Source organism: Rothia nasimurium (assembly GCF_928382285.1).
In the GTDB taxonomy this organism is placed as follows: Bacteria; Actinomycetota; Actinomycetes; order Actinomycetales; family Micrococcaceae; genus Rothia; species Rothia nasimurium_E.
This window is the reverse complement of record NZ_CAKMSS010000003.1, coordinates 165,306-185,481: the sequence shown is the minus strand read 5'-3', so window position 1 is coordinate 185,481 and position 20,176 is coordinate 165,306. Positions and strand designations below refer to the sequence as shown.

Below are 20,176 nucleotides of genomic sequence, written 5' to 3'. Positions count from 1 at the left end.
GACCCCTGCCATGGCCAACTACTATTTTGGCGACTATCACCCCATGCACCCCTCGCGACTCGATGCCACGGCTGCGCTGGCTCGGGACCTTGGGATTTTTGACCTCCCGCAGGTAGAGCTTGAAGAGCCCGAAATTGCTACCGTGCACCAGCTTATGCTGGCCCACGACTACCCCTATATCGACGCGGTTCAAAAAATCAGCGCCGACCCCACGCTGACCATCGCCAGCTGTGGCCTGGGCACCGAAGACACCCCCGGATTTGAGGGGGTGCACGAGGCGTCCGCCCGACTTGCCGGTGGCACCTACCAGGCTGCAGAAGCTATCTTGAGCGGTAAGGTCAAGCACGCCGTTAACTTCGGCGGGGGCATGCACCACGCCTCACGTGATCACGCCAGCGGCTTTTGTATCTATAACGATTGCGCCGTAGGCATAGCCCGCCTGCTTGAAGCGGGAGTGCAACGGGTCGTCTACATCGATGTGGACGCCCACCACGGGGACGGTACGCAAAGTATCTTCTGGGATAACCCTAATGTCATGACTATTTCCCTGCACGAGAGCGGCATGACTCTCTTTCCCGGTACAGGTTTCGCCAACGAAGTGGGCCCCGAAGGGATGGCAGCAGGAACCTCGGTCAATATTGCCATGCCCGAAAGCACCACAGATTCAGGGTGGCTTCGAGCTTTTGACGCTGTGGTCCCTAGCCTACTGCGGCAGTTCCAGCCCGAGGTAATTGTCAGCCAGCACGGCTGTGACTCCCACCTGGCCGATGACATGTCGCACCTGAACATCAGCATCAATGGGCAGCGAGAGATTGCCGCCCACATTTCCCTCCTGGCGGACGAGCTGTGCGAGGGACGATGGATTGCCACCGGGGGAGGGGGCTACTCCATCTATAACGCTGTGCCCCGCTCCTGGAGCCACCTTATTGCGGTGGCGGCCGGGCAGCCCCTCGATATAAATATGCCAACTCCGGAATCATGGCAGGCTTATATGCTTGAAAAGTATGGTACCAAGGTGCCTACCATGATGGGGGATCCCGTGGACCTCTGGTGGTATTCCTGGGAGGTTGGCTATGACCCAGCCAGCAGTGTAGACCGCAGCATTATGGCCACCCGCAAGGAAGTATTCCCCCTGTGGGGTCTTGACCCCTGGTACGACTAGCGACGAGGCGATGGAGTGTTAAGGCGTAACGTTGGACCCAAAATTTCTGTGTGCTAGCTGGGTATAGACGATGAGTGTCCCCATTTCTGCTGGTCAAACATGCAATTGTGGGTATATATGTGTAAAGATGTCAGTATGAAAGACGACGTATTTGCTGTTATCGCTGACCCCACGCGGCGACACATCCTCCAGGCACTAGCCGTCGAACGAATGGCCGTTGGCGAGCTCGTTGAGGAGCTGGGCGTCAGTCAGCCCACCGTATCCAAGCACCTCAAAGTGCTGCGTACCGCCGGTCTGGTCGAAACTGAAGCCGTGGGCCAAAAGCGTTTTTACTCTATTACCCCCACCCCCCTCACCACCGTTACCGACTGGGTAGATGGTCTGCTGGCAGCCCCCGCTGCTGAAGCCATCTCCGTTGTTGAGGCTGAAACCGCTTCTATTCCCGAGGAGCCGGAAGAGGTGCCCGCTCCGGTCATTGACGTACCCCACCCCAACACCGCCGGTATTACCTTTACCCCGCTGACCCCCTTTACCCCCGTGCTCGATAACCGGGTGGACGAAGATATCGTAGAGAGCCAGGAAACCCAGGAGGCCCAGGAAGCTCAGGAAGCTGCGAGTCAAGAGAGCCAGGAGGTCGCTGCTCAGGAAGCTATCCGTCAGGTAGTGGCTGACTCCGAGGCTCGTGCTAGAGTTACTGACTCTCAGGCCTACAGCCCTGCCGGTGAAGAAACCGGCGATGATCGCGGATTGCTGGCCAAGCTTACCCGCTGGGGTCGCCGTAGCTCCCGCTAGGCTCCTGCCCTAACACACTGCTAGTTTCAAAGGACACCGTAAGACTGTATGGCACACCATCAGCAGCTTCTCGACTGGATCGAGAATGAACTGATTAACCAGACCCTGCACCTGGGCGATAGTTTGCCCGATGACAGGGTACTGGCCCACGAAGTGGGGATCAGCCAGAACCATATGCGGGAGAGCCTTAAGCACTGCGAAGAAATCGGAGTGCTGAGGCTCTATGAGGGGCGCAAGAAAAGCATTATCGCCCAGCTGGTGCGGGAACCGGCAGCTTCTGCCGGGCCAGCCGTCAGCCTTTATTTGGCGAGCTCTCGTTCTCCTCGGCAAGACCTCCTATCGACCTGCCTACTTCTTGAAAGCCATGCGCTGGCCGGGCCTGCCTTCGACCAGACCGCCTTTGAAGAGCTTGACCGTATCGTTGAGGTTATGCAGGACGATGCTACTAGCCTGAGTGATTTCCACGAGCTTGAAGCGGATTTCCACATCCAACTCGGAAGGCTCTCCGGTAATGCCCTGATTTCTGCCCTCTTGGCCACCCTGCGTGATGCCATGATTGAGGCCCGCTTTGAGCTTGTCAGCCAGGTGCCGCTGTGGAGTGCTACGTCGTCTCGCCTGCGTATGGAGTACCGGGCTATTGTCGATGCTGCCCGCTCCGGTGACGCGGTGCTAGCCCAGACCCTGCTCAAGGCTAACCTGCAGGAGCGTTTTGCTGAAGCGGGCCACCCGGTAGATGTTGATACCTCGGATCAGGGCGGTAGCGGGGTCAATCTTGAACCCATTGAGGTAGAGACCCAGGAGCTGGTTCCAGAAGACTGGGGCGGCCCCATTGAGCCTGAGCTTTTTGAAGCGCTCACCACCATCCAACCTATCGAAGCAGCCCCTACAGCAGATTTGCCCCCTGCCAAGAGCGTAAGCCGCCGGAGGCGAGGGACGGTGAGCCCGGTCGTCCGCGCCGCTAGCTCTGCCGCCAGCCCTGATCCCGGGGCAGCAGCCTCCCAGGAAGTCGAGACGCCCACGGCCAGTGAGGCCCCCGAATCGCAGGACGCAAGGGAAGAAACTGCCAGCGATGGTGCTGAAGCCGTAGCCCCGCAGGGCAACAGAAATCAGCCCTCCAAAAAGCGTTTTGACGTCGTTGGATATTTTGGTTTCCGTAAAAGCGCCCCCGTTCAGAGCAATACTGAAGCCGACGAAGAACTCTTTGACGCCGATACGGAGGGGGATTCCGAAGAAGAGGCCGCTATCCTGCGCGAGGGCTACGAGTACGCCACTAGTGACCGCTAGAGGGTAGATAAAACGAGAAAATGCTCTCACTTGCCGGTGAACAGTCGGCGAAAAGCCCTGTTTGCCTGTAGGCTTGGGAGAGAGCGTTTTTTCACGCCGAGGGTATTGCTATGCCCTTTATGCGTGCTTTGGAGCGTTTATACCGGTATAGCGCCCGGATAGCTACCGACCTACCGCCCTCGGGTGGTTGCTGTCGGCCGGGTATCGACCACTATTTAATAAGTGAGGTGAATCCAATGGGTTCAGTTATCAAGAAGCGCCGCAAGCGTATGTCTAAGAAGAAGCACCGCAAGCTTCTTCGCAAGACTCGCCACCAGCGCCGCAACAAGAAGTAAATTCTTCACCGCGAGCCCCGCACCTGTTTCGGTGCGGGGCTCGCGCTGTATCACCGGACTTTTCGGGGCGGGCGGGCCCGCTCGCCTGCTAGGGGAGGGGCAGGTTAGAGTGGTGTGATGGCTACACCACTGATTGAACTGCTGACCAAGCCCGGCTGCCACCTGTGCGAAGCTGCTCGGGAGACGACCGGTCGGGTGACAGACAGCTACGGGCTGACCTATACAGAAATCAACGTTGAAGAGCACCCCGACCTGTTGGAGCGTCACCGCACCGAGATCCCGGTGCTGCGGGTTGACGGTGAGGTTAAGGACTTCTGGCAGGTCAATGCCAAACGCCTGGCGAAGATTATTGAGAAGAAACTGGCGGAGTAAACCGGCGGGGTTGCTGGTTAGCGCTTACTGACTAGGTTTGAGAGACTAGAGATATGAATACTTCTTCGGCAACTGTTACCGTGCACCTGATGCGCCACGGCGAGGTGCACAACCCCGACCGTATCGTGTATGGGCGTCTGCCCAACTACCACCTGTCTGAGACCGGGCAGAAGATGGTGCGCCTGTCTGCCGAAGAGTTTAAGCGCCGCGCGGACGCCGGTGCCAACATTGTGCACCTGGTCTGCTCCCCGCTCACCCGCACCCGCGAGTCGGCTGCCCCCATCGAGGAACTGCTGGGCCTGGTTGCCCAGCCCGATGAACGTGTGATTGAGGCCGGGAACTACTTCGAGGGTCTGCACGTGAATAAGCAGGAGCTCTTGAACAACCCCCGCCACTGGAAGCACCTGCTCAACCCCCTGCGTCCGTCCTGGGGTGAACCCTACCGGAATCAGGTAACGCGTATGGCTGAGGCTATTAAGGACGCCGCCCGCACCGCCTACGAGAAGGGCGGGGACGGCGCCGAGGCGATTATTGTCTCGCACCAGCTACCCATCTGGATGGCCCGCACCTCTGTAGAGGGTGGGGCGCTGCCGCACGACCCGCGCAGCCGCCAGTGCAATTTAGCTTCCATTACAAGTTTTACCTTCCCCAATATTTTCGCCCCTGGCAAGCCTAAACTCTCCTATGTTGAGCCTGCTGCCGAACTCTATTCAGGTGTTATTCAGTTACCGGGGTCATAATGGCACCGACTGCAAGCGCACATTACACTGACCTGAAAGACCTGTAATTCATGTCTACCTCTTTCCCTGCCCGCGTCAGCCGTAAGCAGGCCCTGAGCATCGCCGCTCTGGGAACTGTCGGCCTGCTCTCTGCCTGCTCATCCACTCAGGACTCCCTGGCTGCCCAGGCCGATGCGGGCGACTCCAAGGGCTACATCGCCGGTGATGGTAGCGTCACCGAATACGCCGCTGGTGAGCGCGGCGAACCCGTTGACTTCGAAAGCGAACTTTTTGACGGTACCGTCGTCTCAGCCGCAGACCTGCGCGGTAAGCCCGTGCTGCTGAACTTCTGGTACGCCGGGTGTGCCCCCTGCCGCGTTGAAGCTCCCTGGCTCAACGAACTGCACGAAGCCTACGGCGAGAAGGTTGCCTTCTACGGGGCCAACGTCCGCGATGAAAAGGGTACCGCTGAGGCCTTCGAAAAGAACTTCTCCGTACCCTACCCCTCCTTCCGCGACGTGACCGGCAAGGTGCTGCTTGCCATGAGCAAGTACGTGCCTGCCCAGGCGGTGCCGACCACGGTCGTCCTCGACGCTGAAGGGCGCGTAGCGGCCCGTATTCTGGGGCAAATCGACAAGTCTGTGCTGGGCACCCTACTCGAAGACCAGGTCAGTGCCTAGTTTCGGCAATATCGTTCTCGACGGCTCCCTCTGGCTCGCCCTGCCCCTTGCGGCACTGGCGGGCCTGGTCTCGTTTGCCTCCCCCTGCGTGCTACCGCTGGTGCCGGGCTACCTGGGCTACGTGACCGGCCTATCGGGGGGAGAGATGAGCCCCCGCCGCCGCAACCTGCGCATGGTGACCGGCATCGGCCTCTTCGTGCTGGGCTTCTCCTTTATTTTTGTGCTCATGTCTGTGGTGCTGGCCCAGCTGGGAGCCGCCCCCTGGCTCCGCGGCCAGGGCTGGGTAGACCTGGTGCTGGGTCTGCTGGTAATTCTCATGGGTCTGGTCTTCATGGGGCGCTTTGATTTTTTCCAGCGCGACCGCAAAATTGAGGCCAAACCTCCGGCCGGCCTCTGGGGTGCCCCCATTCTGGGGATCACCTTTGGTCTGGGCTGGGCTCCCTGCATCGGCCCCACCTTTGCAGCTGTACAGACCCTGGTCTATACCGGCGGTTCCGATAACAGTAAGGCCATCCTGCTGACCTTGGCCTACTGCTTGGGGTTAGGGATTCCCTTCCTGCTCGTGGCGCTGGGCGTTGCCCGCGGCGTCAATACCATGGGTTGGGCCCGCCGAAACCGACTTCTGCTCCAGCGCCTGGGCGGCATCATGCTCATCATCATCGGCCTGCTTCTGGCGACCGGCCTCTGGACGCAGCTGATGTCCTGGTTCCAGGCCAGCATGCCGGTCTACGAACTCCCCATCTAAACACACCCCACACTGACGTACCGAACCGAAGATAGCAAGGAAAACATGGCAGAGACTCAGGACGCCCCGGCACTAGGCCCGCTGGAAATGCTCCGCTGGGCATGGACGCAGCTGACCAAGATGAACACCGCCCTCTTCCTGCTGCTTATGCTGGCGGTCGCCGCTGTGCCCGGTTCGGTCTTTCCCCAGCGTATTCAGGACCCCGCTGCTGTAGCTGACTACATCGAGGTGCACCCCACCTGGGGCCCTATCGCTGATAAGCTCCAGCTCTTTGATGTCTTCTCGTCGGTCTGGTTTGCGGCTATCTATATTCTGCTTTTTGTGTCCCTGATTGGCTGCGTCATTCCCCGCGCTACCAAGCACTACCAGGCCATGCGGTCAGGGCCCGCCCGCACCCCCAAGAACTTCTCCCGCCTACCCCAGCACCGCACCCTCACCATTCCGGTAGGCGCGGGTGCCGGGGAGCTAACAGCCTCCCGCGCTATTGAGGACGCTGCGGCCGTGCTGAAAAAGCGCCGCTACCGTATTGAGGTGCGCGAAGAAGCCCCGGGTGTTGTAAACGTTGCTGCTGAACGCGGCTACCTGCGCGAACTGGGAAACATTCTCTTCCACCTGGCCATGATCGGTGTGCTGATTGCGGTAGCGCTTGGCTCCCTCTTTGGCTACAGCGGCCAGCGAGTGGTGACCGAGGACGAAACCTTCGTCAACTCCCTGGTCGCCTATGACTCCTTCAGCCCCGGCACCAACTACAACCCCGACTGGCTGGTGCCCTACTCAGCCACCCTCAACAACCTGACCGTCGAATACGACCGTCAGGAAGGCTCACCCACCTACGGCTCAGATATCAACTACGAAGCTGACTTCACCCTCACCAGTGCAGACGGTGAACAGCGTGAGCAGACCCTCAGAGTCAATGAACCCATCTACTTTGAGGGAACCTCTATCTACCTGCTGGGTAACGGCTACTCACCGGTCGTCCGTATCACCAACACTGACGGCTCTGTTGCCTACGAGGGGCCCGTGGTGGGCCTACCCTCGGGCCGTAGCTACCTCTCATCTATCGTGCTGAAGGTTCCGGACGCCCACCCCGACCAGCTAGGTTTTGTGGGCATGTTCCTGCCCACCGGCGAACGCACTACCGGTAGCGCCCCCACCTCTATCGACTCCGACCTGCTCAACCCCATGCTGGTGCTCCAAAGCTACGCGGGCGACCTGGGGCTTGATAACGGTGTACCCCAGAACGTCTACGTACTCGACATCGATAGCCTCACCCCGCTCAACACCATGGCAGCAGGCAACGGTATCGTGCTCGATGCCAGTAACAACACCGCCACCCTGCCAGGCGGCCACGGAACCATCGAGTTTTTGGGCGTCAAGCGCTACGCCGGTATTGAAATACGCTCAGACCCCGGCCGTCCTATCGCCCTGATCTCGGCCACCCTGCTCTTCGGCGGTCTACTGCTCTCTGTCTTCGTTGCCCGCCGCCGCGTCTGGGTGCGCGCCACTGAAAGCGGCACCGGCGCTAACCGCCTGCTCACCGTCGAATACGGCCTACTGGCCCGCGGCGAAGACCCCAGGCTCGCAACCGAAGCCGATAGACTCACCGACCTCTTTGCCGAGCAATGGGGACTAGAATTTGATGAAGCCTAACCTACCCACCGCCTACCCCGGGGCAACCCGGCCGGGCACCGGCGTCCGCGCCCTACCTCAACCTGTGAAGTGAGAACACCATGTCAGAAGTCAACATAGAGCTCGCCCGCTGGAGCGAACTCTTTATGTACCTTGCGGCGATCACCTACATGGTGGCCTTCGTAGCCTTTGCCTGGGACGTCGCTGCCCACTCCCGCACCACCAAGCGCCTTGAAGCCGCCACGGTCCCCGAAGCTGAAAAGGAACTCGTGGGTGCCGGTGCCCGCGTCAAAAATGCCCGCTCAGCTCGCATTAGCGGCACCGAGCAGGGCACCGGCGAACGCGGCATGGGCTACAAGAAATCAGCAGCCGCAAAGATCGCCGGTCACGTCGCCGACTCAGAGATGCGCTACGGTAGCGGCGAACGCCGACCTGCCGCCCGCGCCGGTGTGGTCATTCTGGCCCTGGGCTGCCTGATTCACCTGGCCGGTGTGCTCTCCCGCGCCTTCGCCGCTAACCGCGTGCCCTGGGGCAACATGTACGAATTCTGTACCACCGGCGCCCTGCTCGTGGTTGTGGTTTACCTGGGCTTCCTGATTTTCCGCGACCTGCGCTTTGTAGGGACCCTGGTATCTGGCCTGGCTCTGACCATGATGACCGCAGCCACCATCGCCTACCCCACCCCCGTAGGTCAGCTGGTGCCTGCTCTCCAGTCTTACTGGCTAGTGATTCACGTATCCATCGCGGTGCTGGCTTCCGCCATCTTCACCATCACCTTCGCCATGGCAATCCTGCAGCTGGTACAAACCTCCCGCGAACGCCACATCATCGAAGGTAATGACAGCTCCCTGGCCCGTCTCGGCTTCATGCGCCTCATCCCCTCATCCACCGCCCTCGAAAACTTCTCCTTCCGCCTCAACACCGTAGGCTTCGCCATGTGGACCTTCACCCTGGGCGCCGGTGCTATCTGGGCAGAAAAAGCCTGGGGCCGCTACTGGGGCTGGGACACCAAGGAAGTCTGGACCTTCATCATCTGGGTGGTCTACGCCGCCTACCTACACGCTCGTGCCACCCGCGGCTGGTCGGGCCCGCCCAGCGCCTGGCTCTCCATCGCAGGCTACCTCTGCATCATCTTCAACTTCACCGTGGTCAACGTGTACTTCTCGGGCCTGCACTCCTACTCGGGTCTCTAGGATTTATACCCCTCATTACGGCTCCCCAGGCTCGCGCTCGCTGCCGACCCTCTCGCTGGTTCACAAGCTGGCTCGCAAGCTCGCCAGATTCGCACCGAGATTTGTTTTCCTCGCGCGCTCGGAATCTCGGTGCTCATCACCAGCGATTCACGCCAGCCCCGAGCCAGCAGCTTCGCTGCGAGCCTGAGTCGCCTAATTGCTTTGGTTAACCAGCTTCTATAAAGCGTTCTCCCACAGGTTCATAGAAGCCCCCGCACATTGTGTGCGGGGGCTTCTGCGTAGGTGCTGTTTGGTAATAATTGACAAAAGTCTTGAAACCTATCTAGGTAGATGTTGTACTTAGATACAGAAGGAGGTGCTCATGAACCCCACCACCTACCCGCCGGCCCTGGTACGGGCAACCCTGCCCACCGCCGTCCTGGCCTGCCTGGCTCAAGAAAACCTGCACGGCTATGGCCTGGCTACCCGCCTGGAAGAGATGGGCTATGGACGCCTGCGCGGCGGCTCCCTCTACCCGGCTCTCTCCAAACTCGAAGAAGCCGGGTACGTCACCACCGCCTGGATGGAAGGGGAGAGCGGCCCCGCCCGCCGCCAGTACCGGCTGACGGACGCAGGCGCCCGCCAGCTCGCCGACGAACGAGCTACCCTGGCCCGGCTCACTAGCGCCCTCGGAGCCTAAACCCACCAGACGTTTCTATATGACTCAAGGAGGAGACATGGCAAACAACCCCTACGAACGCCTGACCGCCGCAATCGAAGAAGCCAGCGACAACCCGGCAGACAAAGACTGGGTACAAACTGCCTTTGCGACCCTCGCTACAAACGGTGTCAAAGCAGTCACCAGCGAAAGCGCCATCAACCGCGTCATTAGACAGATCGCAGAAAGCGGCGAAAGCGCCACCGAACTCTACGGTAGCCCTCAGGAATGGGCCGCAGAAAAAATTACCACCTGGCGGGAAAAAGGAACCCAGGCCTTTTCTGAAGACGAGCCATGGGCCCTCAAAGAAGTAATGGTGGCAGGGCTTTTTACAGGAGCCTTCTTTAGCGTCCTTTTCTGGGTTGTGGGCATACTGCCCAGTGATAGACCCAGCTCCCAGCCGCTAGGGTTCTATTTTCTTCCTGGGGCGTTAGGCATGCTTGTTCTCGCCATGGGCCTAATTTTTCAGCACAGCCGCAAAAAACTGGGCTTTACCGCTGCCGTACTTCTGACAGCGCTCGTTATTCTGGCTGGCTCAGCAGCCATCGGGCTTGGTCTATTTGCCTCCTATGAGGTTTTCACCCAGCGCCTGCCCAGCTGGACCCACCTAGTGGCTGCCCTGGGGCTGGGTGTTTTGGGAACAGCTGCGGGCTTTCTGCTGCCCTCACCCCCGCAGGTTACAGGCCTAGATGAGGAAGAAGATTACCAGGGCGATGAAACCTGGCTTGCTCGATTCAAGCAGGAGTTGAGGGGGCGCGGCGATATCTCAGACGCCCGCGTGCGGGAAGAAATTTCCAGAGTCAAAGAGCACGCGTATGAAAGCGGAAGTAGCTACCTCGAAGAATTCGGTCACCCGGTAGCCTATGCCCGTTCCCTCTCAGAACAAAAGAAGGTCAAGCCCTACCGGCTCTACCTCTATTCCCTCATGATGATCGCTTGTCTTGGTTTCTGGGGTTATGGGCTGTGGGCTACTCCAGATTCGGCCAGCCTAAGTTGGCGTTTGCCCCTTTTTATCTTTGTGGCCTGCGTTTTGGTTCTAGAGCTCTGTAAGAACTACCGAACCTACCGCCAGGCTAAGAAATAAGAGCGAACCCCACACTTTGTCACGAGCCCCACCTGTAAACCGTGGGGCTCGTGATAAAAGGTGGGGTTCGAAAAAACTAGGACTCGTCCTCCGGCTCGGTGGCCTCCTCGCCCTGGGCAGAGCCCTGCCCACCGGCGTCCTTACGCTTCTTGCGTTCCTGCCACTCGGCGTCCTGGCGCTCGCGCCGGGCCCGGGCCTCCAAGAACTTCAAAAACTCAGGGTCATCGTCGGGAGCCACCGGCGGCTTGGCAACAGGGGCCCCAAAAGACCCGTGGCGCGCCCCGCGGGGGCGACCCAACCAAAACCAGAGCACCGACCCCAACAAGGGGAAGAGCACCAGCACAGCCAGCCAGGCCCCCTTAGGCAGGGTGCGCACCCGCAAACGATCAGTCTGGGCGGCATCCAGAATCGAATAAATCCACACGCCCAGCAGAAGGGCGGCACCGCCAATCAACAAAATAGCTCTACCCATACCCCCTATTTTTCCACGACAGGCCCCGCCCGCCCCGCTTTGTGCGCTCACAGCGTGCTAGATGAGCGGACGCGCCCGCCTCCTATAGGCACCACCAGCAGGTTGGTAGAATGAGGGGGTGAATTTTCTGAAGTATTCCCTGCTCCGCCTGCTCTTCTCAGCCGCCGCCTTTTTTGCTTCCTACTACTTTGGCGTGGGCTTCATTCTTGCTATTATTTTCGGCGCCATCATTGGCTTCGCCATCTGCTACCTGGCCTTCCCCCGCTTGCACGACGCCGCAGCAGCCGACTTTAACCGCATGATCCGCCGCAAGAACAAGCCTAAGAAAACAAGGGTTGAAGATGAAAATCAGGCGTTTGAAGACGAGCTAGACGAAGCGGCCCGACGTAGCCAGGGTCTTTAGTAGCCGGTAAAGACGGTAGCCCGCTCTGCAAAGATTTCGAGCGGGTGCAGGACCACGGCAAGAGCCACCAGAAGCGAGTAAATCAGCGCAATAATGCCCGCCTGCTTGAGCACCGGAATGAGGTCGCGACCCAGTGCCCCCGAGAGCACCACCAGGGCCGAATGAACGACCGGCCCAATCAGAATAAAGGCCAGGGCATACCAGGGGTTATGGGGTACCAGCAGGGCGGTCAGCGCCAGGCCCAGGCCCATCTCGGCTGCGTAGGTGATGCGCGACGCCCGGTCCCCTAGGCGCACTGCCAGGGTTTTCTTACCCGCCTCAATATCGGTGGGAATATCGCGCACGTTGTTAGCCATGAGCAGGGCGCAGGAGAACAGCCCGAGAGCAACCGCAAAGACCCAGGAAGCTAGGGTCAGCTGGTTGCTCTGGGTAAACATCGTACCCAGGGTCGCGACTAGGCCAAAGTAGATAAAGACGAAGATGTCGCCCAAGCCCATGTAGCCGTAGGGATGTTTACCGCCGGTATAGCCCCAGGCAGCCAGCACCGCCGAGGCACCGATAGCCAGGAACCACCACTGCTGGGAGAGCATAATCAGGGCCAGTCCGCTGACCCCCGCTAGACCAAAGCAGATAAAGGCTGCCATCTTCACCTGGGAGGGCTTGGCCACGCCCGAGCCGACCAGACGCAAGGGCCCTACGCGTACCTCGTCCGTGCCCTTAATACCATCAGAATAGTCGTTGGCGTAGTTGACGCCCACCTGCAAGAAGAAGGCCACGAGGAAGGCCAGTAGGGCGCGGCCGGGCTTGAACTGGTGCACCTCGTAGGCGGCTGCAGAACCAGCAATGATAGGAGCTGCCGCCAAGGGGAGCGTGCGCAGACGCGCCCCTTCAATCCACTGTGCAACCGTTGCCACTGCCTTGCTCCTTATCAACCCAAGTTTCGATGTGGCGTCGCTACGCCACAAATACACACCATTCTCTCACTTTTTAGCGGTGGACGCCCGCTAGTGGCCGCGTGACCTACCCCGGTTTGCCGACTGGGCTTTCCAGGCTTCTGCAAGGAGCGCCTGGACGGCCCGCCGGTCAGGCTTGCCGGTGGGAAGAGTCGGCAGCTCAGGGAGCACCTTAACGAGTTTGGGGGCGGACGCCGTCCCCAGCTTTTTTGCCACCAGCTGGGGGATGGCGTCCGCAAGCTCAGAAGCGCGTGCGCTGTTGCCCGCCACCAGGGTGACGGCGGCGGTGATGGCGGTACCCCAGCGGGCATCTGGAACCCCGGCCACCAGGGCTTCGCGCACGGCCGGGTGGCTTTCGAGGGTGGTAGCTACGGCTGCCGCGCTGGTTTTGATACCGCCGGAAATCAGTACGTCGTCGGCTCGACCCGCTACGGTGAGGGTTCCGGTGCGCAGGTCTTGGGTGCCCAGGTCGTCGGTGCGGTACCAACGGGTTCCCTGACCGTCTACAAAGAAGTGGGCGGCGGTGCGTTGAGGGTCATTGGCGTAGCCGCTGGCAATGGTAGGCCCGCCCAGCCAGATACGCCCGGGAGCTTCTGGGTCGGTGGCTTCAGGTTCTATCTGCACGTGGACGCCCGGCAGCGGCTTGCCTTCATAGACGCAGCCGCCTGCGGTTTCAGCCGAGCCGTAGGTGCGAACTACCGGCAGTGCCAGGTCGCGGGCGGTGCTGATGAGGTCGGCGCTGGCCGGGGCCCCACCCAGAAGAATCGCGGAGAAAGAGCGCAGCGCATCGAGAGTTTCGGTGCGGAGGGGCCCTTTGGGGGTTTCCAGTAGGCGGTGTAGCTGGGTGGGCACCAGGGAAACCAGCCGGTGCTGGGCGGAGAGTTGTTCAGTGGAGGTGACGAAGTCCTGGGCGGTGAAGCGGGAGCCTTGGCTGACTGAAGTGGTGAGAACGGGTGCGGTGCCCGCCAGCGCAGACCGGGCCACCACCTGCGCCCCGGCAACGTACTGCAAAGGTAGGGCAAGGAGCCACTGGGCATTATGGGTGTGTGTGGCGGCTTCGGTGCCGCGGGCCGAGGCTGCCAGGGCAGAGGCCGGAAGTACCGTCTGTTTGGGGGCACCGGTGGAGCCGCTGGTCGTGACAACCAGGGCGGGGGCGTCCTGCCCCTTCTCTAGCTCGGTGAAGCGGGCGCTAAAAGTACGCAGGGCCTCATTAAGCTCCTGCGTAGCAGGGCGGGCGGGCTGGTCTGCCCCGACACGGACGGCGGCCTCGAACTCGTGTGCAACCGGGCTGGGGAGCGGGGTGAGGGAATCAAATATCATGGCTCTTTGTAGTCTACGCCTGCTGATGATTGACGATTAGTATGCCTACTTGGTAATCTTGTGGCTAATACGTTCTTTATTCTCAAGGTCGAGATAGGAGTCTTCCCATGCTTGAGGTAACAGGTGCAGAAATCGCCCTTCTCTTGCTGTATCTCGCCCTGCTGGTGCTCTTTTTCATAGTGCTGCTGGGCTTCCACAAGAAAAATAAGACCGAGATCCGGGTGATTCGTAAGCGCCTGGGGCTGGGTGAGAATGCTGCGGACAAGCTGGATAAGGGAGCGTAAACTATGACTGTACTTGCTAACAACCCGCTGGTTCCTACTGCAGGTGAGGCTATTTTTTCTGTGATTGGCCTGGTCTACCTGGTGCTGATGCTGGTTTTCCTGGTCTTTCTCATCAATGTGCTGCTGACCTGGCACCGCAAGAACAAGCTGCGCATTATCGAGCTGGAGTTCGAAGAACGCGCCATCGACAAGCGCAAGGCTGCCCGCCGTATGGCAGGCCCTGAGGCCTAGCTGGGGAGTCTAGCCCCGGGCCTAACGCAAGGACGCCCCACCCTGCCTTCCGTGAAGAAGGTGGGCGGGGCGTCCTCATTGTGTGCCTGGGCGGCGATTGCCCACAAAACTCGCGTACTGTCCACGCCCTTCGTGGGCAGGGCGCGAGTTTGGTGGGCACTCAGTTATTTTCTTCTGGCTGCTGCGTCTACTCGTAGTGGTATCTCACCGCAGCAATACGCACAGAGTTGCCCACGATTTTGTAAACCAGTCGGTGTTCTTCAGTAATTCTGCGTGACCAGTAGCCGGAGAGGTTGTTGCGTAGCGCCTCAGGCTTGCCAATACCTTCGTTACCGTTGCGTTGGATATCTTTGAGTAGGGTATTAATTCTTTTGAGAACCTTGCGATCTTGCCTCTGCCACCACAGGTAATCCTCCCAGGCCTGACTGCTCCAGATAAGTTCCACGCCGCTGCCTAGTCTTCGAGAAGTGCCTGGCTGGATCCACCGCCTGCTTCAAGTTCGTCAATTGAATCTAGCAGCCGACGAGCATTGGCAGGAGAACGTAAGAGGTGAGCGGTTTCTTTGAGCGATTCGTATTCGGCAAGTGAAAGAATGACGGCAGGTTTGCGCCCTGCCCTGGTGATGACGACTTCTTCAAGGTCTTCTACTGCGATATCGAGTACCTGGGCGTAGTTGGCGCGCGATTCTGTGTAGGTCATAGTTTTCATCAGAACCTCCTGTACAGAAAACTGTACGCTTGCGAGGCGGTATCTTCAAGAGCTAATGTTTTTCCTTTGGAATACCGCACGCTGCAGGGGAAGTATCGTCTTATTCTTTTGCTCAGACAGCGAAAGCCCACCAGACTCTCGTACTGCCCACAGAGAAGATGGGCAGTGCGAGAGTCTGGTGGGCACTTAGCCTGCGCGGCTCTGAGCCGGGCGCGCGGACGCCTGTGAGCGGCTAGAAGTAGTAGGGGTAGTCCTCCCAGTTGGGGTCGCGCTTCTCGAGGAAGGCGTCGCGGCCCTCGACAGCCTCATCGGTCATGTAGGCCATGCGGGTAGCCTCGCCGGCGAAGACCTGCTGGCCGACCATGCCGTCGTCCGGCAAATTGAAAGCGAACTTGAGCATACGAATCGCCTGCGGCGACTGCCGGGCAATGTGGGCCGCGTACTCCAGACCCTTGGTTTCCAGCTCGGCGTGGGGCACCACGTCATTCACAGCGCCCATCTCGTACATGCGCTTGGCATCGTACTCCTTGGCCAGGAAGAAAATCTCGCGGGCAAACTTCTGGCCCACCTGGCGGGCCAGCAGGGCTGAGCCGTAGCCGGCGTCAAAGGATCCCACGGTCGCATCGGTCTGCTTGAACTTGCCGTACTCTTCTGACGCGATCGTCAGGTCAGCAACCACATGCAGGGAGTGGCCGCCACCAGCGGCCCAGCCCGACACCAGGGCAATAACCACCTTGGGCATGGTACGAATCAGGCGCTGCACCTCCAGAATGTGCAGGCGGCCTGCGCGGGCCGGGTCAATCGAATCGCGGGTCTCACCCTCGGCGTAGCGGTAGCCGTCGCGGCCGCGAATACGCTGGTCGCCGCCGGAGCAGAAGGCCCAGCCGCCGTCCTTGGCAGAGGGGCCGTTGCCGGTCAGCAGCACGGTGCCCACGTTGGAAGTCATGCGGGCGTGATCCAGCACCCGGTAGAGCTCATCGACGGTGTGCGGGCGGAAGGCGTTGCGCACCTCGGGCCGGTCAAAAGCGATGCGCACGGTTGGCAGATCCCGCAGAATCTCACCGGCCTCATTGCGCTCTACCTGGCGGTGGTAGGTGATGTCGGTCAGGTCTTCAAAGCCCTCCACCAGGCGCCACTGGTGGGGGTCGAAAATATCAGAAACCTTGGCAGGAAGTTCGTTAGTCATAGCCACCAGTCTACCCAGGGGCGCCCCGGGCTGGTTCCTTGTATGTAATTGAAAGTTTCATCTGCGCGTTCAATGCACGCGCAGATGAAACTTTCGACGACACTCGGCGCAGAAAAGGACGGACGCCGCCCCCAGCGCCCCTGCCCGCAGGCAGGGGAGTGGGGTGCGGCGTCCTGACAAAAGAAGAACCTTGGCTGGTGGTTCTAGCGGAAACTAGCTTAGCGGGAGAGCTCCACGGCGCGGTCGAACTCTTCGTTGATCTCGCGGGCGGTGGCGGAGTCACCCTTGTAGGTGGCAACCGACACCAGGTAGGCAAAGAGCAGGTTGACCAGGAAGCCGGGCACAATCTCGTACATGTAACCCGAGAGCACCTCGTTGTAGCCCCAGACGAAGACGGTGATGGTGCCTGCCACCATGCCTGCGACGGCACCAAGTGCGGTGAGCTTGCGCCAGTAGAGGGAGAGAATCACGATGGGGCCGAAGGCTGCGCCGAAGCCTGCCCAGGCGAAGGAGACCAGGGAGAGCACGGAGGAGTCGGGGTTCCAGGCCAGCAGACCTGCGATGACAGAGACAACCAGCACGCCCGCGCGGCCTAGCCAGAGGCCCTTGGCGTCTGAGAGTTCCTTGCCGCCGCTGGTGAGCTTGTAGAGGTCTTCAGCCAGGGCAGATGAGCAGACAATCAGCTGGGAGGAAAGGGTTGACATAATAGCTGCCAGCACCGCTGCCAGCACGAACCCAGCCAGTAGGGGGTGGAGCAGAATCTGGGACATATCCAGGAAGACTGACTCAGCATTGGTGGTGTCGGTCAGGGTTGCTTCGGGGTGGCGGGCAAAGTAGGCGATACCGATGAGACCGGCGCTCATAGCGCCAACCAGGGTGGCGATCATCCAGGTGATGCCGATGCGGCGGCCGGCGGTGGCGCCCTGGGCTGAGCGCAGGCCCATGAAGCGCACGATGATGTGGGGCTGGCCGAAGTAGCCCAGGCCCCAGGCAGCTGAGGAAAGAATGCCCAACACGGTGGTGCCCGCAAAGAAGGAGAGGGCGGTGGGGTTGACGGACTCGATGGTGGTTTCAAGGCCCGAGAAGCCGCCGACGTAAACCAGGGCCATAATCGGCAGGACGATGAGGGCGGTGAGCATGAGCAGGCCCTGGACGACGTCGGTGTAGGTTGCACCCAGGAAGCCACCAAAGAGGGTGTAGGCAACGGTAATGCCGGCGACCAGCAGCATGCCTGTGTGGTAGTTACCGCCGAAGGACGACTGGAAGAAGACGCCCCCGGCGACCATGCCGGAGGAGACGTAGAAGGTGAAGAAAATCAGAATCACCAGGGCTGCGAAGATGCGGATGATGCCGCGGGAGTCGCGCAGGCGGTTGTGGAAGAAGGAGGGGACGGTCACCGAGTTGCTGGAGACTTCGGTGTAGGCGCGTAGGCGGGGGGCTACGAACTTCCAGTTGAGCCAGGCGCCGATGGTTAGACCGATGGCGATCCAGGCTTCGGCCAGGCCGGTGATGTAGAGGGCGCCGGGCAGGCCCATGAGTAGCCAGCCTGACATATCCGAGGCTCCTGCGGAGAGAGCAGCGGCGGTGGGGGAGAGGGAGCGCCCGCCCAGTACGTAGTCGTCGAGGTTCTTGTTCTTGGACTTGGCCCAGATGCCGATGCCGACCATGGCGGCGAAGTAGATAGCCAGGGCTATCAGCTGGTAGGTGGTGTTGCTCATGAGCTCCCCTTGGGTTGTAGGCGAGGACGTGCGGGCTGGGGTGGGTGCGTCGGCGCACCTTCCCTTATGTGCAGTTTCTCTAAAGTATCTTGTTTAGATTACTTGAGGTATTTGCTGAGGCACACGTTTTGGTCTGTGCGTTAGCTTACACCCTGAGGGTCTGGGTGACACTATCTCGCCGCCTGAAGCTATTTAGAATCTTCGTACAAAAACGGTGAGCTTTTCTTAAGAGTGCTTCTGCGAGCGTGGATCTATCACGGGTAGGGCCGATGTATGCAGCGTTACCGCGATGGCTGACCTGTTGGTGCGCCAGACGATGTAGGCGCCGGAGGCGGCGATGAGCACAATACCCAGGTAAGACCAGGCAGAGAGCACTTCACCCAGCATGAAGGTACCCACGATAGCCCCTACCACGGGGTCGATGGAGAAGAGCACCCCGATGACGGCGGCGCTGGTCAGCTGCCCGGCGATGTTATCGGCAGAATAGGCCAGGGCTACGCCCACGATGGCGGAGAGCGCCAGCTTGAACCAGGCGTCCGCGTCCAGCCCCGCCATAGCGGGCACTGACAGGGGAAGCTGGATGAGCGCCGAAAAAGCCAACGACATGGTGGTGCCGCGCAGGCCGCTGGTCGCGGCGGACGCTGAACCCATGCGGGCCGAGAAGATGGTGTAGCCGGCCATTGAGGCGGCTGACCCGAGGGCCCAGATGAAGCCGATAGGGTGGGCGTCCCCCGCGAGGGTAGGCCCGGCAATCATCACAACCCCGGCCAGAGCGAAAAAGGCGATGAGCCCGTCGCGCAGGCGCCGCACACCGAGCAGAGCCACCACAAAGGCACCCAGGTATTCAAAGGTCACCGCCACACCCAAAGGAATGTGGTGCACCGCGTTGTAGAAGCAGATGCTCATCAGGGTCAGCACCAGCCCGTAGATCAGCACCTGAGGAAGGTCCCGCCGCCGCAGGGCAAGGGGGTTAGGGTGCACCAGCGCCCACAGGACTATGGCGGCAATCAGGGCACGCAGGGCGGCGACCTGAGTGGGGCCAACGCTGGCAAAGAGCACCGAGACAATCGCAGCTGAAATCTGAATACCCAGGGAACCAGTGAGGATCAGAAGCAGGGCAGCGGTGCCCCGACGTTCGGCCGGTATGCGGTCAGCGAGGTTCACAGCGCCTCCTAAAGCCCGCAGGTGCTTTCGAGCAGCGGGTCTACCACCGTCCAGGGGGCCTGCTTGATACGGTCTGGGCTAAAGACAGAGAGCATCTCAGCGGCGGTTTCGGGCAGGTGGGGGCCGCTTTCGCCCGCGCTCGCCCCGGTGAGCGGGGGCAGGGGAATAGAGGCAGCAATCATGCGCATGATGTGGTCGGTGCTGACCCCGGCGGCGGTGAGCTCAGCAAGGGTCACGGCCCCGTCCCGTTTAGCCAGGCGCTTGCCCTCGGTGTTGAGGGCCAGGGGGACATGGGCATAGGTGGGCACCTGCAACCCCAGTAGGTGAGCTAGATAGGCCTGGCGGGGGGCAGAGGGCAGCAGATCGTCGCCGCGCACCACCTCGGTGACCCCCTGGTAGTCGTCATCAACCACGCACACCAGGTTGTAGGCGTAGACCCCGTCGGCCCGCACCAGCACAAAGTCATCGACCGCGTCGGTGTATTCCCCGGCGAAACGGTCGGTGACAGTCCATTCGCTCACCTGGGCTTTGAGGCGCAAGGACGCCGGCCTCAGCTGCCTGCGCTCGGCACGTTCTGCCTCGGTGAGGTTGCGGCAGGTGCCGGGGTAGGCGCCGGGGGCGCCGTGCGGGGCGCTGGAGGCCTCCTGAATTTCTTTGCGGGTGCAGTAGCACTCGTAAACTAGCCCTGCCTCTCGCAGGCGGTTAAGGGCGTCCGCGTAGGCATCTAGGCGGGTGGACTGGTAGAGCACCTCCCCGTCCCAGTCGATGCCCAGGGCGGCTAGGTCGGCCAGCTGACGCTCTGCCGCCCCCTTCTTGACCCGGTCTAGGTCCTCCACCCGCATCACAAAACGGCCTCCCGCGGTACGGGCCATCATCCAGGCCAGTAGGGCGGTGCGCAGGTTGCCCAGGTGCAGGTCACCGGAAGGGGAAGGCGCGTAACGGCCGCAGGGAACGGGAACAGGAGCGGTTTTGATAGACATCACCCCACTAGTCTAGTGCCCAGGGGAAGCTAGCGGGGTTGAGGGCAGCTCCCCCTGATGAGCTG

At 60.7% G+C, this 20,176-nt stretch carries 24 protein-coding genes; 15 read left to right on the top strand and 9 right to left on the bottom strand.

Annotated features, from left to right (window positions below; genetic code table 11):
• Window positions 1-10 precede the first annotated feature (10 nt).
• The 12 genes from L6758_RS05355 (at window position 11) to L6758_RS05300 (ending at window position 10,692) form a co-directional block, all read left to right on the top strand.
• Window positions 11-1,162, top strand: a complete 1,152-nt coding sequence (locus L6758_RS05355) for an acetoin utilization protein AcuC (protein WP_237204808.1) — start codon at window positions 11-13, stop codon at window positions 1,160-1,162.
• Between the two features lie 135 nt (window positions 1,163-1,297).
• On the top strand, window positions 1,298-1,954 hold the full coding sequence (locus tag L6758_RS05350; protein ID WP_237194919.1) for an ArsR/SmtB family transcription factor: 657 nt from the start codon (window positions 1,298-1,300) through the stop codon (window positions 1,952-1,954).
• A 48-nt stretch (window positions 1,955-2,002) separates the two neighbouring features.
• A complete protein-coding gene (locus L6758_RS05345; RefSeq protein WP_237204706.1) occupies window positions 2,003-3,238 on the top strand; it encodes an FCD domain-containing protein in 1,236 nt (411 codons plus the stop codon).
• Between the two features lie 236 nt (window positions 3,239-3,474).
• Window positions 3,475-3,573, top strand: a complete 99-nt coding sequence (locus L6758_RS05340) for a 30S ribosomal protein bS22 (protein WP_005504750.1) — start codon at window positions 3,475-3,477, stop codon at window positions 3,571-3,573.
• A gap of 117 nt (window positions 3,574-3,690) precedes the next feature.
• Entirely contained in the window at window positions 3,691-3,945 is a 255-nt protein-coding gene (locus tag L6758_RS05335) for a glutaredoxin family protein (protein ID WP_237204707.1), read from the top strand.
• Window positions 3,946-3,998: 53 nt separating this feature from the next.
• Window positions 3,999-4,685 carry a histidine phosphatase family protein gene (locus L6758_RS05330; protein ID WP_237204708.1) on the top strand — a complete coding sequence of 229 codons (687 nt, stop codon included), beginning with the start codon at window positions 3,999-4,001 and terminating at the stop codon, window positions 4,683-4,685.
• Window positions 4,686-4,735: 50 nt separating this feature from the next.
• Window positions 4,736-5,344, top strand: a complete 609-nt coding sequence (locus L6758_RS05325) for a TlpA family protein disulfide reductase (RefSeq protein ID WP_237204709.1) — start codon at window positions 4,736-4,738, stop codon at window positions 5,342-5,344.
• Window positions 5,337-6,089: a cytochrome c biogenesis CcdA family protein gene (locus tag L6758_RS05320; RefSeq protein ID WP_237204710.1), complete on the top strand. Its 753-nt coding sequence runs from the start codon at window positions 5,337-5,339 to the stop codon at window positions 6,087-6,089. Before L6758_RS05325 ends, L6758_RS05320 begins: the two co-directional genes overlap by 8 nt.
• A 45-nt stretch (window positions 6,090-6,134) precedes the next feature.
• Entirely contained in the window at window positions 6,135-7,739 is a 1,605-nt protein-coding gene (resB, locus tag L6758_RS05315) for a cytochrome c biogenesis protein ResB (RefSeq protein WP_237204711.1), read from the top strand.
• Window positions 7,740-7,819: 80 nt separating this feature from the next.
• The gene (ccsB, locus tag L6758_RS05310; protein ID WP_237204712.1) at window positions 7,820-8,911 is read left to right on the top strand and encodes a c-type cytochrome biogenesis protein CcsB; all 1,092 of its coding nucleotides are present in this window, start codon (window positions 7,820-7,822) and stop codon (window positions 8,909-8,911) included.
• Window positions 8,912-9,272: 361 nt separating this feature from the next.
• The gene (locus L6758_RS05305; RefSeq protein WP_237204713.1) at window positions 9,273-9,590 is read left to right on the top strand and encodes a PadR family transcriptional regulator; all 318 of its coding nucleotides are present in this window, start codon (window positions 9,273-9,275) and stop codon (window positions 9,588-9,590) included.
• Window positions 9,591-9,627: 37 nt separating this feature from the next.
• Window positions 9,628-10,692, top strand: coding sequence for a hypothetical protein (locus tag L6758_RS05300; RefSeq protein WP_237204714.1), 1,065 nt, complete (start codon window positions 9,628-9,630; stop codon window positions 10,690-10,692).
• Between the two features lie 76 nt (window positions 10,693-10,768).
• Here L6758_RS05300 and L6758_RS05295 read toward each other — a convergent pair whose 3' ends face one another.
• Window positions 10,769-11,164 carry a PLD nuclease N-terminal domain-containing protein gene (locus tag L6758_RS05295; RefSeq protein WP_237204715.1) on the bottom strand — a complete coding sequence of 132 codons (396 nt, stop codon included), beginning with the start codon at window positions 11,162-11,164 and terminating at the stop codon, window positions 10,769-10,771.
• Between the two features lie 118 nt (window positions 11,165-11,282).
• On the opposite strand from L6758_RS05295, the gene L6758_RS05290 reads away from it, so the two are divergent.
• Window positions 11,283-11,567: a DUF4229 domain-containing protein gene (locus tag L6758_RS05290; protein ID WP_237199596.1), complete on the top strand. Its 285-nt coding sequence runs from the start codon at window positions 11,283-11,285 to the stop codon at window positions 11,565-11,567.
• On the opposite strand, the gene L6758_RS05285 is transcribed toward L6758_RS05290, so the two are convergent.
• Both L6758_RS05285 and L6758_RS05280 read right to left on the bottom strand, forming a co-directional pair.
• A complete protein-coding gene (locus L6758_RS05285; protein WP_237204716.1) occupies window positions 11,564-12,481 on the bottom strand; it encodes a 1,4-dihydroxy-2-naphthoate polyprenyltransferase in 918 nt (305 codons plus the stop codon). The genes L6758_RS05290 and L6758_RS05285 overlap by 4 nt on opposite strands.
• A 90-nt stretch (window positions 12,482-12,571) precedes the next feature.
• Window positions 12,572-13,840: an AMP-binding protein gene (locus L6758_RS05280; protein WP_237204717.1), complete on the bottom strand. Its 1,269-nt coding sequence runs from the start codon at window positions 13,838-13,840 to the stop codon at window positions 12,572-12,574.
• 107 nt (window positions 13,841-13,947) lie between these two features.
• Here L6758_RS05280 and L6758_RS05275 point away from each other — a divergent pair, with 107 nt between their 5' ends.
• Entirely contained in the window at window positions 13,948-14,124 is a 177-nt protein-coding gene (locus tag L6758_RS05275; RefSeq protein ID WP_237204718.1) for a hypothetical protein, read from the top strand.
• Between the two features lie 3 nt (window positions 14,125-14,127).
• Window positions 14,128-14,355, top strand: coding sequence for a hypothetical protein (locus tag L6758_RS05270; protein ID WP_237204719.1), 228 nt, complete (start codon window positions 14,128-14,130; stop codon window positions 14,353-14,355).
• 187 nt (window positions 14,356-14,542) lie between these two features.
• On the opposite strand, the gene L6758_RS05265 is transcribed toward L6758_RS05270, so the two are convergent.
• The 6 genes from L6758_RS05265 to gluQRS form a co-directional block, all read right to left on the bottom strand.
• On the bottom strand, window positions 14,543-14,800 hold the full coding sequence (locus L6758_RS05265) for a Txe/YoeB family addiction module toxin (protein ID WP_185174195.1): 258 nt from the start codon (window positions 14,798-14,800) through the stop codon (window positions 14,543-14,545).
• Between the two features lie 8 nt (window positions 14,801-14,808).
• Window positions 14,809-15,063: a type II toxin-antitoxin system Phd/YefM family antitoxin gene (locus L6758_RS05260; protein WP_237204720.1), complete on the bottom strand. Its 255-nt coding sequence runs from the start codon at window positions 15,061-15,063 to the stop codon at window positions 14,809-14,811.
• 232 nt (window positions 15,064-15,295) lie between these two features.
• Window positions 15,296-16,249, bottom strand: coding sequence for a 1,4-dihydroxy-2-naphthoyl-CoA synthase (locus L6758_RS05255; RefSeq protein ID WP_237204721.1), 954 nt, complete (start codon window positions 16,247-16,249; stop codon window positions 15,296-15,298).
• Window positions 16,250-16,467: 218 nt separating this feature from the next.
• The gene (putP, locus tag L6758_RS05250) at window positions 16,468-17,967 is read right to left on the bottom strand and encodes a sodium/proline symporter PutP (protein ID WP_237204722.1); all 1,500 of its coding nucleotides are present in this window, start codon (window positions 17,965-17,967) and stop codon (window positions 16,468-16,470) included.
• 225 nt (window positions 17,968-18,192) lie between these two features.
• Window positions 18,193-19,131 carry an EamA family transporter gene (locus L6758_RS05245; RefSeq protein WP_237204723.1) on the bottom strand — a complete coding sequence of 313 codons (939 nt, stop codon included), beginning with the start codon at window positions 19,129-19,131 and terminating at the stop codon, window positions 18,193-18,195.
• A gap of 8 nt (window positions 19,132-19,139) precedes the next feature.
• A complete protein-coding gene (gene gluQRS, locus L6758_RS05240) occupies window positions 19,140-20,111 on the bottom strand; it encodes a tRNA glutamyl-Q(34) synthetase GluQRS (RefSeq protein ID WP_237204724.1) in 972 nt (323 codons plus the stop codon).
• Window positions 20,112-20,176: the final 65 nt, after the last annotated feature.